General features: G+C 51.1%; 13 protein-coding genes. 3 read left to right on the top strand and 10 right to left on the bottom strand.

Going from position 1 to position 14429, the window contains the following annotated elements; translation table 11 throughout:
- Nucleotides 1–108: 108 nt before the first annotated feature.
- Nucleotides 109–780: a hypothetical protein gene (locus H6624_03025; protein MCB9083286.1), complete on the top strand. Its 672-nt coding sequence runs from the start codon at nucleotides 109–111 to the stop codon at nucleotides 778–780.
- 51 nt (nucleotides 781–831) lie between these two features.
- Here the strand turns inward: H6624_03025 and H6624_03020 are convergent, their stop codons facing one another.
- The 6 genes from H6624_03020 to amrS all read right to left on the bottom strand — a co-directional run bounded on the left by H6624_03020 (nucleotide 832) and on the right by amrS (nucleotide 7013).
- Nucleotides 832–1926 carry a TIGR04283 family arsenosugar biosynthesis glycosyltransferase gene (locus tag H6624_03020; GenBank protein MCB9083285.1) on the bottom strand — a complete coding sequence of 365 codons (1095 nt, stop codon included), beginning with the start codon at nucleotides 1924–1926 and terminating at the stop codon, nucleotides 832–834.
- Nucleotides 1913–2317: a hypothetical protein gene (locus H6624_03015; GenBank protein MCB9083284.1), complete on the bottom strand. Its 405-nt coding sequence runs from the start codon at nucleotides 2315–2317 to the stop codon at nucleotides 1913–1915. Before H6624_03015 ends, H6624_03020 begins: the two co-directional genes overlap by 14 nt.
- Before the next feature lie 113 nt (nucleotides 2318–2430).
- Nucleotides 2431–3669: a hypothetical protein gene (locus tag H6624_03010; protein ID MCB9083283.1), complete on the bottom strand. Its 1239-nt coding sequence runs from the start codon at nucleotides 3667–3669 to the stop codon at nucleotides 2431–2433.
- 71 nt (nucleotides 3670–3740) lie between these two features.
- Nucleotides 3741–5114 carry a chloride channel protein gene (locus H6624_03005; GenBank protein ID MCB9083282.1) on the bottom strand — a complete coding sequence of 458 codons (1374 nt, stop codon included), beginning with the start codon at nucleotides 5112–5114 and terminating at the stop codon, nucleotides 3741–3743.
- A gap of 135 nt (nucleotides 5115–5249) precedes the next feature.
- On the bottom strand, nucleotides 5250–5573 hold the full coding sequence (locus tag H6624_03000; protein ID MCB9083281.1) for a hypothetical protein: 324 nt from the start codon (nucleotides 5571–5573) through the stop codon (nucleotides 5250–5252).
- A gap of 360 nt (nucleotides 5574–5933) precedes the next feature.
- The gene (gene amrS, locus H6624_02995; protein MCB9083280.1) at nucleotides 5934–7013 is read right to left on the bottom strand and encodes an AmmeMemoRadiSam system radical SAM enzyme; all 1080 of its coding nucleotides are present in this window, start codon (nucleotides 7011–7013) and stop codon (nucleotides 5934–5936) included.
- A 76-nt stretch (nucleotides 7014–7089) separates the two neighbouring features.
- Here amrS and amrB point away from each other — a divergent pair, with 76 nt between their 5' ends.
- The gene (amrB, locus tag H6624_02990) at nucleotides 7090–7878 is read left to right on the top strand and encodes an AmmeMemoRadiSam system protein B (GenBank protein ID MCB9083279.1); all 789 of its coding nucleotides are present in this window, start codon (nucleotides 7090–7092) and stop codon (nucleotides 7876–7878) included.
- Nucleotides 7871–8437, top strand: a complete 567-nt coding sequence (gene amrA, locus H6624_02985; GenBank protein ID MCB9083278.1) for an AmmeMemoRadiSam system protein A — start codon at nucleotides 7871–7873, stop codon at nucleotides 8435–8437. The genes amrB and amrA overlap by 8 nt, the downstream gene beginning before the upstream one ends.
- A gap of 12 nt (nucleotides 8438–8449) precedes the next feature.
- On the opposite strand, the gene H6624_02980 is transcribed toward amrA, so the two are convergent.
- The 4 genes from H6624_02980 to H6624_02965 form a co-directional block, all read right to left on the bottom strand.
- The gene (locus tag H6624_02980; GenBank protein MCB9083277.1) at nucleotides 8450–10384 is read right to left on the bottom strand and encodes a hypothetical protein; all 1935 of its coding nucleotides are present in this window, start codon (nucleotides 10382–10384) and stop codon (nucleotides 8450–8452) included.
- A gap of 152 nt (nucleotides 10385–10536) precedes the next feature.
- Nucleotides 10537–12192, bottom strand: a complete 1656-nt coding sequence (locus tag H6624_02975) for a hypothetical protein (protein MCB9083276.1) — start codon at nucleotides 12190–12192, stop codon at nucleotides 10537–10539.
- Nucleotides 12137–12595, bottom strand: a complete 459-nt coding sequence (locus tag H6624_02970; GenBank protein ID MCB9083275.1) for an ankyrin repeat domain-containing protein — start codon at nucleotides 12593–12595, stop codon at nucleotides 12137–12139. Before H6624_02970 ends, H6624_02975 begins: the two co-directional genes overlap by 56 nt.
- A gap of 145 nt (nucleotides 12596–12740) precedes the next feature.
- Nucleotides 12741–14402: a hypothetical protein gene (locus tag H6624_02965; protein MCB9083274.1), complete on the bottom strand. Its 1662-nt coding sequence runs from the start codon at nucleotides 14400–14402 to the stop codon at nucleotides 12741–12743.
- Nucleotides 14403–14429: the final 27 nt, after the last annotated feature.

Below are 14429 nucleotides of genomic sequence, written 5' to 3'. Positions count from 1 at the left end.
TGGGCTCAGCTCTCTCCTATTCCAGGTACAGGCAGGCATCGGCCTTGCTCCTGTTTAGGGGATTCATACTGAAGGATTCATTGACTCAAAAATAGGGAGTACCGGGTTATGAGTATCAAGAAATGGTGTTTAGCTTCAGCCGTTATGGTTGTTTTGGCGGCTCCAGCCGTTTTGTGGGCCAACGATGACTATGAGCGCAGCAACGCCGAAGAGACCTTGAACGAGGTTTCTCTGGAAGCTGAAGTGGAAGAAATGGAAGTCTACGACGAGGAAGAGCGGGCCAAAACCACAGCTCAACGCTTGAAGGAAGCGGAAAAGGAAACCACCCAGTACCGCTCTCAGATCAAAAAACTCGAAGCCAAAAAAGCTCGCTTACAAAATCAAATCGACCGTCAGAGCAAGCGCTTTGACAACAGCTCTGAAGTAAAAGCGCGAGTTGAGTCCCAGGCAAAGGATGCTGAAAGAAAAAGAGACCGCCTTAAGGACAAACTGGCCAAGCTCCAGAAGGACGTCGACCGGGTTGAACAAGCTGCTATAGACGCAAAAAATCGCAAGTCTCAGGCTCAGCGTGATGTCCGGCGCGAAGAACGCCGCGAGCGGATCCTAAAAACCCGCAAGAAAGAGGCCAATCGTCTGATCACCAAGTATAACAAGCAGATCGAGCGCAACAAAAAGCGCAAGCGCAATCTCAGTCGCACCAATCGTAAGCTTGAGCGTGACGTGATGAAGAAGGAGAGCCAAGCCGCTCGCCTTAAGCAAAAGGCCAAGCGTACAATGTAAGGCCAACGGGGCCTCAAAAGGGGCTCAGCTGAAATTAGAAGGTCAAAAGGTTTAAGCCTCTCCCATGTGAGAGGCTTTATTTTTGCCAGGTGGGGCCTGCCGGCTATCGACAAAAAAGAAGTAGGGACCAAGAATCAGCATAAACCAAACAAAAACCAAACACCCATTAATAGCACTGCACACCGCATTGTTGGTTAGCGGATAAAACACCTGATCATGAAATCGCAGAAATGGATAGCGGCCGGGTCCGAGCCATGACCGCATCCAGATATCGAAAAAATAAAACATCTGCCAGGAGTTTTGCCTCACGTATTCGCCCACCCGATACCAGGCCTTAACGCTCCCCTTAAGCCCCATATCTTTAACTTGCATCACCCACAAAATTTTGAAAAAGGGCCACAGCTTAAGACTTCCGGTTTTATCCTGCTCTTTATATACGGCGGGGGCCCGTTTAAAAAAGCTCTCCGCTCCGGTTGAGTGCAGACCCATGATGATTCCCATTAAAATGTAGCGCCGATGGAAGCCCTCCACTTCAAAGCGCCGGGCACTGGTCTGCAGGAATCCTGGCAGAAGGACCCAATGCCCCTGGCTCCGGATCTTTTCTGCCAGCTTTTGGTCTTCCAAGAAGGGCAGGGAATCATCAAACCCTCCCAGCTCCGAAAAGTACTGGCGACTCATGAGAAAGCCCTGATCCCCATTAGTGGTATTGACCCTATTAAATCGGGTCTTTTCTTCCACATAACGATAGGCCATATCATGGCCTCCATGACGACGGAGAAACTGCAGGCCAAAGTGACCGGCAACCTGATGGCTTCCATTTCTCTGCACCTCATCCTGTAGGTACAACAAAGCGTCACTTAACAAGGTCTCGCTTGGAATTCTCGAATCCGCATGCAGAAACAAAAACCAATCCGCCCTGGCCATGGTTACTGCGGCGTTGAGTTGAGCCCCTCTTCCTTTGGGAGCTCTCATCACTCGACCACCCCAAGCCTTTACAAGATTGATGGTATTGTCCGTCGATCCACCATCGCCAACGATCAATTCGAAACGCAGGCCTCTCTGGCGCCCTAAATCGTCGAGGAGTACCGCAATGCTGTGCGATTCATTGAGGGTAGGGATAATGACTGAGAGTTCAGGATTCTCCACGGCTTTCCCTTACCATGAGGCGCCAACTTCGGGTGCTGCCCGGTTCGACAATTATCTGCTTGTCTTCCTGAAGCAACAGGGAAATCTCCTCTTTCCCACCCTCACCGTCGCTTAGGGAAAGAAGCAGATAGGAACCCTTTAGCTTGTAGGTACCCGACCGCCCAAGCCCGGCTTCCACCAACAGGACCCGACCACCGGAATCAAAGACCAATTCCCTTCGACAGCCATCATTGGGCCCATCAGCACAGTCACCGTCCCCTGAGCGAGGAATGAGTTGGTAGGTTCGACCTTGATTGAAATGGGAGGAATCCCACCACGGACCGCCAATCTGAAGTCCCAAATAGAACCCGACAATCAGCACAACACTTAGAATTAGACGAAATGCCTTCACGCCTCAAGGCCTCCTCAGTGGGATCTCATATTACGAGTTTTTCCCCATCTGTCATGGTCTAGGGCAGAGTGTTAGCCCGGCCTAGGCCCTTCATAGCGGAGATCAAGAAAAAATCACCGGCTCGGACTATAGCCTGAAAAAAACCTCTCCTTGAGGCTGGATCTCAAGGCACGCCCATTCCAGCGATAAAGAGGCATAAAATCATAGTCCTCAGAAAACATGGATGCGGACTGCTCCTTGGCCAAGCGCAAGGCCACCCTGTCCCCCGGGACAAATGAAAAAAACTGGGCAATATCAAAATAAGTTTTTAGTTTAGGATTAAATTTGAAATTCATTCCAGGAGGCCCGGACTGAAAAAAACGCAGGGGCCCCAACCCCCGCCTGCCTCCCAATGGAATCCAAGCCGTGTAAAGGGGGTCTTCGCTCGGGAGATAGGCGAGGTCGTAGTCAATGGGAGTGGCTCCGCCAGCCTCACCAACCACTAGGTCATGCCCGGTAAATAACCCTCCACCCCCGTCACCTTTGCCAAATAAAAAATCCACATGGTCGGGAGTTGCCGCAGCAGGAACATTTCTTGTTGCTTGCTTCAGTGGGCAGGGATAGGGCTCATTGGATCTCTCAGCAAAGCAGATACGCAACCCTGCCTCCGGCGACCACATAATATCCGAACCTACGAGATAGGTACGAAAATGATTGTGCTGAGCCAAGAGTACCATAAAAGGCTCGCCTCCACTCCCCTCCACAAACACATGAATAGCTCCATGCAAATCCAGATCATGCCAATGTTTGGGGTCCCCCACCACGCCACTCAACCATTCCTGCGCACGACTCAATCGTGCAGGGAGGCCGCTATAGGGAAAGACAAAATTGTATTTGAGGACTTGATAATGAAGAACGACTCCTTCACCCAAATCCACGTCCCCATAGTACACTTGTCCATAACCCCTTGTTCTCTTGTTGCGGCAGGCCTCGCCAATACAGACGGGGCTCGGCCCCCGAAACCTCAGACTAAACCCAGGGCTCCTCTCAAAAGCCTTTAGGAGCATGCGATTCACTCGGCGACTGGCCACCTTCCCCGTATGATCCACCAATTCCGTCTGTGGAAGATAATCCTCATAAAAATCAACCGGCCCTATGCCCCGCGGGCTAATGAAAACCCTCGGTTTGTAGGTCTTGAGCAAGGTTCTTTCGTATGGGTTCGGCGTTAGACCATAGGTGGTTTCTGACCAGTTTCGATAGGGCGTGGATAGAGCTTCAAAAAAACGTCTCTCTTGCGGACTCCACTCATAGGGGCCGGAACACCCCAATAGAAAAACACCTGCGAGAATGGCCCATGCTATCCTTTGCCCCATATCTTTATTCAATCTCGATCAGAACAAAAGGCCAAGCCCTTCTCACAAATTTGGACGCCTCGGAACGACTCTCATAAATAGCGTCGGGCCAAAGCCATATAGAGGGACTCTCTTTGAATCAACATGGAAGTTCCATAAGAGGCAAGAGATGCCAAAAGCAAAGGAAAGAGGAGGCTATGGTTATGAGTCATCTCGGAGACAATGATCACCGCGGTTATCGGTGAACGAATCACGCCCGCAAAAAAGCTCACCATCCCAAGCAGGACAAAAGCCTGGTAAAAGGGAGTGTCGAACAGATGGGCCATAATGGAGCCAATGCCGGCACCGATCGACAAAGTGGGTGAAAAAATACCACCGGGAATACCCAAAAAATAGGAGAGTAACGTAGCTAGTATCTTGGCAAAGGGAAACACGGAAAAACCCGAAGGATGCCCCAACAGATGACGAGCCTCCTCATAGCCCGTACCAAAGGTCGACCCATCTGTGAAAAACCCAATTGCCGCAATAAGAACGGCAAGCACAAGAGTCCAGATCCATGCCTTTCGCCCAGCAAGGGAAGACATTTTTGCCGTCCCCCGCACAACAGCCAAACTAAAAAGACCGCCGAGGGCGCCCCCAACGAGTCCGACCGGAGCCGCGTAGAGAAGACCAAATCCACTTAGGCTAGCTGCCGCCACACCAAAGTAAAAGTATTGTCCACTAATCGACAAGGCCGTCAAACCCGAAACCACAATGGCCATGAGAAGAACCGATGTTTCCTTCTCATAAAATGACCTTCCCAACTCCTCGATAGCAAAAACAATTCCCGCTATCGGCGTATTAAAGGCCGCAGACACACCAGCCGCTCCACCAGCCAAAATCAGGGATCGCGGAGAATACAAGACTGGAGCCCTCAAATAACGCCCAAAGCTTTTCAAGATAATGGCACCCAATTGCACCGTCGGACCCTCACGACCAATGCTAGCCCCGCACAGGAGCCCCATGACAGTACCGACAATCTTTCCCACCCCCTGCTTAAAGTTGAGGATTTTATCGGCATTCGCACAGTCTGGCTGTAGAGCCGCAATCACCTGAGGGATACCTGAGCCCTCCGCTGCGGGAAAATAGCGCGTTACCAAATAGCGTAGGCCCACCAAGCCCAGGGGCGTAACAACAAAAGGAGCCCAATTATAGCGCTCATACAGTCTATAAAAAATACCCGCCGCCTCATCTGAAAGGGTGGCGAAGACAATGGCCGCCACCCCCAATAGGGAGGCTCCCACCCATATGTATATTCGATTCAACCAATGGTGAGTGGAGCGAATTTCATCCGGGACGTCATAATCAATATTTAGGGACGGGATGTGGATGTGACCGTGGCGTATCTCATTGATTTGATTCTTTAGATCTTCGGCGTGGCGCTTGAGGTCCTTATACTGCTGCTTTAAATCGTCAATCTTTCTCATCGACCCGCGTTACCACTTCAATTCAAGTTCATTACCAAAAGGAGAGGTCTGGGATCGACAGTAATCAATTATCCCTCCATTGGCAAGGACTGCCCTCCTCCCTCCCCCAAAAGAAGGGCCAGCCCGAGCAAACCTCTACCAACTGGGGTAAAGGTCTTTCTTCCAGCGTCGCCGGTCGACCCTTCGATCCTGAATACGCCGGCGTTGCCGATCGATTTGCTTCTTCAAGGACTTCATCAGACTCATCAGATTGCCTCCATTGGCATGGGCGACCAGACGGTGTTTGAGAGTTCGCACTGAGAGAGTCAGGCCATACTGCCGTTTTCTCCCCTTGGGCTCAACAGACAGATGAATGTCAGCACCTCTGGGCAAACTTCCTTCGAGCCATTCCAGGCTCTTCGTCATTTCGTCGCGAACCAAGTCCTTCGGTTCCATTCCTTTGTAGTTTACTGAAAACACGTGAACCTCCTTGTGGGGAAACAAACCAGTCCATTTTCCGGACTGGAAGGTCAAAACAACAACAATCAAAGGGACATTTATGTGGAGCGGGGACTCATCTGCCCGAGGGCGGATGGCTTTCTAAAGCGAATTCAGGGGACCAATGAAAGGTGGAATATAGCGAAAGCAAAGTCGTGGCCAGAAGTGCTGAAATCAAAATGAGGGTCATGTGAACTCCTCCTTCCCATTGGCTTAAAGGCTCTGGGATGATGGTCGTAAACTTACCGCAACTCACCCGAAAAATGGAAATTAAAAAAATCAAGTGGACCCATAAGCTCAGCTTGTTACAGTCTGAAAAGGGGCCAAATCACTCACCTTTTTTTAGGCAAAGTCAGCCAAACGCACAGGGAGCCGTCTGGACCCCCAGTTCCCTGGAGACTGTTCATAGACACCAGAAATCTGACATCCACACTTCTTACAATTGCTGCCAGCCAATTGGTAATCGAGGAGATTATACCAGTCTCTCACAATCACAGCCTCGCGGCACTGAGGGCAGAATGTCGTGTCGCCTTCAACAAAGTGTACATTGCCGGTGTAAACAAAATGTAGGCCTGCCCGCATCGCCGTTTGCCGGGCGCGAACGAGTGTCTCAAGAGCCGTTCTCTCCTTGTCACGCAGCTTATAATCAGGGTGAAAGGCGCTGAAATGCACAGGGGTCTCTGGCCCCAGTTTTTCATAAATCCACTGAGTCATATTTTCCAACTCACCCTGGCTGTCATTTTCTCCAGGGATCAACAAAACAGTGATTTCCAGCCATACCTTCGTCTCTTTCTTGAGGTATTCAAGTGTATCCAAAACCGGTTGCAAATGCCCGCCACAGAGTCGGTGGTAAAACTCCTCGCTAAATCCCTTAAGATCCACATTGGCCGCATCCATATGGCGAAAAAAGTCCGGACGAGCTTGATCCGTTATATAGCCGGCCGTCACAGCAACTGTTTTGAGTTCCCGCTGGTGGCAGGCAATAGCGACGTCACGAGCGTATTCATAAAAAATGACCGGATCGTTATAAGTAAAAGCGATAGAGCGACAGCCAAGGTTTTCCGCCGCCCGGGCAATCAATTCTGGCGGAGCAGAATCACTCAATGTCTGCATCTCTCTCGATTTCGATATATCCCAATTCTGACAGAATTTGCAGGTGAGATTACAGCCAGCTGTGCCAAAGGACAACACAGGGGTACCTGGCAAAAAGTGATTGAGAGGTTTTTTTTCGATAGGGTCGACGCAGTAGCCACTGGAAAGACCGTAGGTGATCAGGACCATCTGTTGGTCCTGGTGGGCCCTGACATAGCAAAGGCCTCTTTGGCCTTCTTTCATTTGGCAGTGACGCGGACACAGATCACATTGGATCCTTCCGTCCTCCATGCGATGCCAAAATTCACCTTTCACTGTGGTCTTACTCATAGGAACATTATGGGACCTGAATTTCATTTGGCAAGATGACTTGACCCGCACCCCTTTCGTGCACAGATTGTTATTAATGGAACACGTAAGACAGCCGGCTGTCGCCGGGGCTTTTTATCCTTCCTCACCTGAGCTGATCAGAGCTCAAATTCAAGAATTTATGGGACTTGCCGCCGAGGTACAATGGCAGGCTAAGGCCCTAGTTGTTCCCCATGCAGGTTACATCTACTCTGGACCAATCGCGGCCCAGGCCTATCAGAGTTTAACCGCCCTTGGATCGACACCCTCACGAGTGATCCTTCTTGGCCCCTCCCACCGGGTTCCTGTTCGTAGTATGGCCTTACCAAGTGCAAGTTCTTTTTTGACTCCCCTGGGCAGCGTTGCCATTGATCATCAAGCTGCGAAAACCCTGGGATCTCTGGAATTCGTGGAACTGTCGGATGAAGCCCATGCCTTCGAGCACAGCCTGGAAGTGCAGCTCCCCTTTTTGCAAACCATCCTTGGGCAGGATTTTCAGATTTTGCCTCTGGTCGTGGGTCATGCATCACCGGAGCAAATCTGCCAAGCGCTGGAACTTGTGACTGACAAGGACAGCCTTATCGTGGTGAGTACAGACCTCAGTCACTATCTGTCTTATCGGCTCGCTCAAAGTGTTGATCAAGAAACTGTTTCAGCAATTTTGAAGTTCCAAAGTGATGTCATTGAGCCCAACCGTGCCTGCGGGGCCTATCCTCTCAAGGGGCTGATGAAATACGCTCAAAAAATGGGTTGGAAACCAGAGCTCCTTGATCTACGAAATTCAGGAGACACGGCCGGAGACAAAGACCGGGTGGTTGGCTATGGAGCACTTCTCTACCATGAGTGAACAAATACTGAGTCAGGAAGACAGGTCTCGGCTGTTAAAACTCGCCCGCCAGGCCATTCAGAACCGTCTGGATGGCGGAATATCTGAAATTGAAATCGAAGATCAGTCTCTTGTTCTCCAAACTTCAGGTGCGAGCTTCGTGACTCTCAGAATTGATGATCAACTCCGAGGTTGCATTGGCAGCCTTCAAGCCTATCGACCTTTGGCAGTTGATGTGTGGGAAAACGCCCAAGCCGCGGCCTTTCATGATCCACGTTTTTCTCAGCTAAAAGCCGCTGAACTGGCTCATCTTAAGATTGAAATTTCTGTCCTCAGCCCACCACAACCCTTGCCTGTGGAGAATGAAGAAGACCTACTAAGCAAGATACGCCCGGGCATTGATGGACTCATTCTCACTTCGGGCTCACGGCGCGCCACTTTTTTGCCTGCTGTATGGGAAAGCCTGCCTGACCCCAAGGAGTTCCTTTATCACCTCAAACTCAAGGCCGGAATGGGCCCAAATGAGTGGCCTGAGGACATTGAATTCGAAACCTACGGGTCCACTTCTTTTGCAGAATAGTAACGTGAGCCTTCAGTTATTCTGAGCGCCGTCTAAAATCCAGATCTTCACCTGTTTGATCTCATCAGCGCTAATCGGCCCTGTGGGAGGCATTTCGCCAGCATTGATGCGATTGTAGATCAATGATTTGGATGGGTCCCCCGGGGTCACCCGCAAGATGGCTGAGTCATACTGGTCCAATCTTTGCCCACCTCTTTGTTCGGTGGGTCCATGACAACCGAAACAGTTCTTTGAAAATACACCCCCCGTAGCCACCAAATCCGAGTAGGTCGTAGCTATGAGATTGCCTGCGCGCAAACAGGCTTCGACACCTGCCAATCCATTAGTTGTAATACAATTGTCGATTTCAGTTCTCCCTACCTTAAAAGGTTTAATGCCACTCTCCTCCAAACAAGTGGCGATCCACGCCTGGTCACCTTGGGTGGAACAACCCTGGAATTGGGCCTGAGTGGGAATTAGCGGCAGATGTCCGCGGTCGGCTAAACAGGCAGCCACCTTACCCGGTCCGGCGGCAGCCACGCACGAATCAATTTCGGTTTGATTGACGGGAGCAGGTAAAACACCATGAGCTCCTAGGCAGGTGGCCACTCCGGCTTGCCCCTTATGCTGAAAACAGCCCGTAATTTGCTCTTGGAGCAGAACCTGGGATGTGTGCCCTTGCAGGCGCAAACAATTGGCAAGGCTGCCCACCGTCACATTGGTGATACAGGCACTGACCACTGATTCGGTTACTGTGGACGGCAACAATCCTTCTCGATTCAAGCAGGCCGTCACTTCGGGGGCCGTTTCGCCCTCAAACTGGACACAGCTATTGACGTCAGGCTGCATGACCGCCCGGCTTAAGAACCCCCGGTTGCGAAAGCACTTGGTGATATTCTCAAGACCCACTGCTGTTTTACAAGTTTCGTACTGCACCTGATCCAAGCCAGGAGGGAGTGCCCCGCTCGCTGCCACGCAATTGACCACATTCGCCTCACCGCCAACTGAATCACAAAAGGCAATCTCTGGTTGAGTTATAACCGCGGGCAACTCTCCACGGATTCGCAAGCAAGCCACAAGGCTGGTAAAAGGAACTGAGTTCAAACAGGAGTTGATCGATGCCTTGGCCACTCCACTTTCCAAAAGGCCATTCAAATCCAAACAGTCTGCCAAATTGTCCACGCCCACCTCCTCGACACAGCGACCAACATGAAGAGGACTCATAAACAAGGGGACATGACCACTGCGGCGCAGGCATTTCACAATGTTGCCTTTTCCCACGGCACCGATACAGCCGGCAATGACAGTCTGATCCACTCCATTAGGGAGGATGCCGGAATCGTCCAAACAGCTGGCCAGCCTCGCCTGACCTTCGACCGCGTCACAAATGTTGACCTCTCGCTGAGAGATGAATTTTTTCTCAGGAATATGCCCATTGGCGCGCAGACACCTTTCGATATTTTCCGGACCCACATTGGTGTGGCAGGCGCTCAAGTCGGCTTGAGTCAGTCCTTCCCACAATACTCCCCATCTCTCCAGGCAGTTGGCCAAACCGTCAATACCCACACGCTCGATACAATTGTCCACGTCGGCCTGTTTGGGCAGGCGATAACCATGCACCGGAACTCCTGCCTGGGTCATGCACATGGCTAATTCAAATTCACCAGGTCCGGCCACGCCCACACATTGATCGACCAGATTTTGAGTCAGACTCGGGGGACGCACACCCATTTGGCTCAAGCACAGAACCAAACCCTCGGGGCCAGAGCGGTTTCGGCACTCGCGGAATTCAGAAAAAATGAGTTTTTCAGTTCTTAAAGGTGGCAACTGATTGTTATTGCCTCCACTGGAGCCCTGAATGGAATTGATCTTCTTAGGGGAAAACTCACCCCCACAGTTTTGAAATGATAATACAAAAATCAGACAGCAGACGGTCGCCACCGCCCATCGGTTGACAATCCCACCCATGAAACATTTCCTCCTGGCTTCACCCTTAAGGCATTACCGATGCAAGAATGCCTCCCAGTGAGTAGGCGGACAAGTCGCCAGGAATACAGATTTATCTCACATTGAAACAGTGACTGCTTTGTCTATATATATCGCACTCGCGGGGAGATTGATCACTTCTGATCAAGAGGGGGGCGAACGGGGAGATAGGCGGTGGCTCGTAGCTCAAAATCGGATAGTTGTTTTTCAAGCTGATCAAGAAGCCGGGACTTTACTTCTTCATTTACAAAGGCCTCTGTCAATGAATTGAACCATAGCTGACGAAGTTCAAAATAAGTGATATCAGTTTTTTCAACCGCATTTACACATTCATCAATGATGGAGCTGACGAAAATCCCCTCATCATCGGTGGACAAACTCACCCGCAAACCCAGCCGCAGGAAGCGCAAAAAAGGATGCATTTGGTCTCTATCCACGGCACCCAGCTTCCAATTACTGATCTGGCTATTTTCAATGGCAATCGAGTTTTGCTTCGCCCACTCCAGTGTCACGGGATCATTTAGCAACAACACACCATGGCCAATCCGTTTGGCGCCAAAGATGATGGCGTCTCGCACATTGCGCGGATCTCCCAGCTCTCCGGCATGAGCCGTCATCTGCAGGGGGAGAACCTGCTCCTTAAGTTTTCCTCTTTTAGCCGCCAGGACCGGACCGTAGATCACCTGGCCATTTTCAAGAAAGGGAGTCTCGGTCTCATTACCTAGAATATCGACACCTAACAGAACCTCTCCCCCGCCATTTTCCTTGGCGTGATCCCAAAGTGCCTTCAGTCGCTTGCGGTTTTTTTCGGCCGATCTCGTGCGGGCAAAAGCGCCATTCCACCTCACATCAATCCCAAACTTTTGCATGAATGCCTGATGAAGCGGAGGATAGACCTGAGCAAAGTTCGGGCGTGAGCCTGTGCTGCGGGTAAACTCCACATAGGAAACACCAGCCTTTTTGGCCCTTGCCAAAAAATCTTCATAAACCATTAGGTCAAACTTCTGTTTGCCCACCACTTCTTCCAGCCAATCAAGAAGCACAAAGACCACGTCAAAACGGGTAAAAGGATGTGAAGCTGGCTTCTCTGACAATACAAACAGATTAAGAAGTTTTTCTTGATCAGCCCTAGGCGCTGACTTAAATCGCCTGCCCTTTGGCCACTTTTGCAAGAACGCCCTTTCTTCAGGGTACAAAGTGAGTCCACCTACCCTCTGAATAAGATCCTGCCCATCGACGATGGGGTTGTGCTTTTGAAGGACCTCCCTGAGGAGGTCCACGGTCACCGTCCCAGAGGGGTGAATGTGCAACAGCCCCCCTTTGGGAATTTCTCGACAAAGGCGCTGAACCAATTTCGATTGCTGACGGACTCGATCAAGATCAAAACGGGAAAGCTTTGCCGCCCTAATCCGACTCTCGGCCACTCTAGCCTCCTGCCGATCACGCAACTGCTGCAGCTCTTTGTCAGACAGCTGGCAACCGGGATGGGCTATCAAGCGATCTTCCCAATCAGCTCTTTCAATCAGTTCCGGGGTCTCTTGGGCATAGTGATCCGCCACGTAGGCAGAAGCCTGCTCATACTTAAGCCATTGGTGAGTCAGCTTGTCGTCCAGATTCGCGCAGAGCGGAGCTTGGACCCCACTGCCCAAATGCTGGCAGCCAAGCTGAATCACAGCTAGCAGGGCAAAAACAATTGGAGATCCTTTTGAAAGGGAGGGGCGCACAGAGGAAATACTACTTTGCCCCATTGGCCGAGAGGAAGGAAGCCACATCACGATGAGATCCGGCATTGGCAAATCCAAGAGGAGTCATGCCTGCTGAATCCTTGGCATTGACGTTGGCATTTTTGGAGACCAAATACTTCACTACGTTCAAACGTCCATCCATCGCAGCCAAACACAGGGCTGTTAAGCCTTGGCTACTTGAGGAATCCAGCGACGCTCCTTTTTCCACCAAAATCTTAACCACAGGCAGGTGCCCTTGCTTTGAGGCAGCCATCAAGGCGGTCATGCCAGTCGCGTCTTTTTTGTCCACCTCAGCCTGGTTCCCCAACAAAAACTCCACCACTTCCACACTGCCCTTTAGAGATGCCATCATCAAAGGAGTGAGTCCCTTATCAGTTGCCGAGTTCACATCCACTCCACCTGAAACCAGGGACTTTACGGTGGAGAGATCCCCTTTCATGGAAGCCATGATTAGCTTTTTGGAGTCATCCGCATGTGAGAAAGGTGCCCACAGAAAGAGACAGCAAACCGCTACCACAATTTGTCTCATTACCACGACTTCACTCCTCAAGATCCACCACCATTGTCGATCATCCGCCCCAAAAAGAAAAGCCTTAGGCAGAGCGACTATCCCCATGCATCATATCAGATCCACCTGACCAACCGCCGCCGGCAGGGCCCGTGCCCCCGTCGCCATCATCATCCTGATCGCCACTGAATTGGGCCACCGCCAATTCGCCTTCGCCCTTCACCAACTGATTCAGCGATCCCACACTAAAGGACAAGGACTCCGATTGTTGTTTGAGTTGATCCGCCAGGTGAGTCATGCTCTGAGCCAGGTTTTCGGTCTCGGCTGCAGATTGATTGAGATCAACCATGGCCTTGACCACCTGATCCACGCCCTTGGCCTGTTCACTGGAGGCCGTGGTGATATTGCCCACCATATTGCGGATTTCCCCCGAGCGGCCAATCAGGTTTTGAAAAACACCCTCACAGCGATTGGACATCTCCTGGGCTCTTTCGATACGAGTCCGGGTCTGGTCAATGGCCTGGGCCACCCTTCGGGCACTGGTGTCCAACAGACCCTCGATTTCCTCTGCGGCTTTTCCGCTCAGATCGGCCAGGTTGCCCACCTCAGTGGCGACCACGGCGAATCCTCGCCCCAGTTGCCCGGCTCTTGCAGCTTCGATATTGGCGTTGAATGACAACAGCTGAGTCTTGAACACGATGTCGTTAATCACCCGGGTCTTTTCGTGAATCTGCCGCACGACCTCATTAACCTCTTCCAAGTCCTTGTAGGCGGCTTCAATATCACTCATGGAGATGCGCAGATCGTCGATCACACCTCGACCCTTATTGGCCTCGGAATAACTCTCTTCAGAAATCTGACTGGCCTGATTGGTGATCTGGTAGGTACGATCCAGCAACTTTTTGATTTCTTCCATGCTGTGGGCGGTTTCCGTGGCCGAGTGGGCCTGGCGGATGGAGCTACTCTTCAGCTGGTCCGAAGAAACCTGGGTCTCGTCACAAATACGATGCATCCGCCTCGAAGCCTCATAAAGATTTCCATTAGCTTCGTTAAGAGCCCGATTGATCTTAAACATCACCAAAATCAATAATACGCCGACCGCTGAGGCGACACCCATCAATACCAGGCCTGAGACCATGGCATTTTCATTGCTGCGATTGACTCCTTCAACAGCGCCCTTCATGTGGCGTTCGTAGCCCTTTTGGATGCGATCCACCTCCCGAGAGATATCAAGTAGCCCTGTCAAATGTCCCCGCATCTTGTCCTGTGTGGCCGCCGGATCTTCCATGCCTACCACGTAGGCCTGGACCAGTTCATATCCTGCTGAAAAAGTGGTTTCAAAATTTTCCGTCAGTCGTCTTAGATCACCCTTAACTTCTGAATCCTCTGAGCTAAGGGCATTAAACCTATCCAAGGCTTGGCGATGTGAGGTTTCCAGCTTCCCTAGTGCATCAGTATTTTGTTTCATAGCTGCTTCGTAGAGGTCATCACGAACCGCCACAACACCGGACTCAAGAGACGACAGGCGACTCAAAAATGGCAGGTGGTGCTCCACCACCTCGGTGAGCATTGCGCGGTTTTGGTAGGCCACTGAGTTGGAGTGGAAAAAGTAGAGTGCGAAGCCAATGGCCCCAATAAACAATAGGAGGGTTGTTTTCTTGTGCATTGACATACGCGAAAGGCGCCCGAACATAGCCACCATATCCTTGTTATAGAATGATCCACCTTTAGAATACTCTGTGGCCACTAGTGCCACAACGCGACCAGGGCCTGG

It is taken from the genome of Pseudobdellovibrionaceae bacterium (assembly GCA_020635075.1).
Lineage (GTDB): Bacteria > Bdellovibrionota > Bdellovibrionia > Bdellovibrionales > UBA1609 > JADZEO01.
This window is presented reverse-complemented; position numbering and strand designations above follow the sequence as displayed.

Coding starts and splice junctions, on each gene's coding strand:
- H6624_03025 (MCB9083286.1), top strand. CDS start 109: ATGAGTATCAAGAAATGGTGTTTAGCTTCAGCCGTTATGGTTGTTTTG.
- H6624_03010 (MCB9083283.1), bottom strand. CDS start 3,669: ATGGGGCAAAGGATAGCATGGGCCATTCTCGCAGGTGTTTTTCTATTG.
- H6624_03005 (MCB9083282.1), bottom strand. CDS start 5,114: ATGAGAAAGATTGACGATTTAAAGCAGCAGTATAAGGACCTCAAGCGC.
- amrS (MCB9083280.1), bottom strand. CDS start 7,013: ATGAGTAAGACCACAGTGAAAGGTGAATTTTGGCATCGCATGGAGGAC.
- amrB (MCB9083279.1), top strand. CDS start 7,090: ATGGAACACGTAAGACAGCCGGCTGTCGCCGGGGCTTTTTATCCTTCC.
- amrA (MCB9083278.1), top strand. CDS start 7,871: ATGAGTGAACAAATACTGAGTCAGGAAGACAGGTCTCGGCTGTTAAAA.
- H6624_02980 (MCB9083277.1), bottom strand. CDS start 10,384: ATGGGTGGGATTGTCAACCGATGGGCGGTGGCGACCGTCTGCTGTCTG.
- H6624_02975 (MCB9083276.1), bottom strand. CDS start 12,192: ATGCCGGATCTCATCGTGATGTGGCTTCCTTCCTCTCGGCCAATGGGG.
- H6624_02970 (MCB9083275.1), bottom strand. CDS start 12,595: ATGGCTTCCATGAAAGGGGATCTCTCCACCGTAAAGTCCCTGGTTTCA.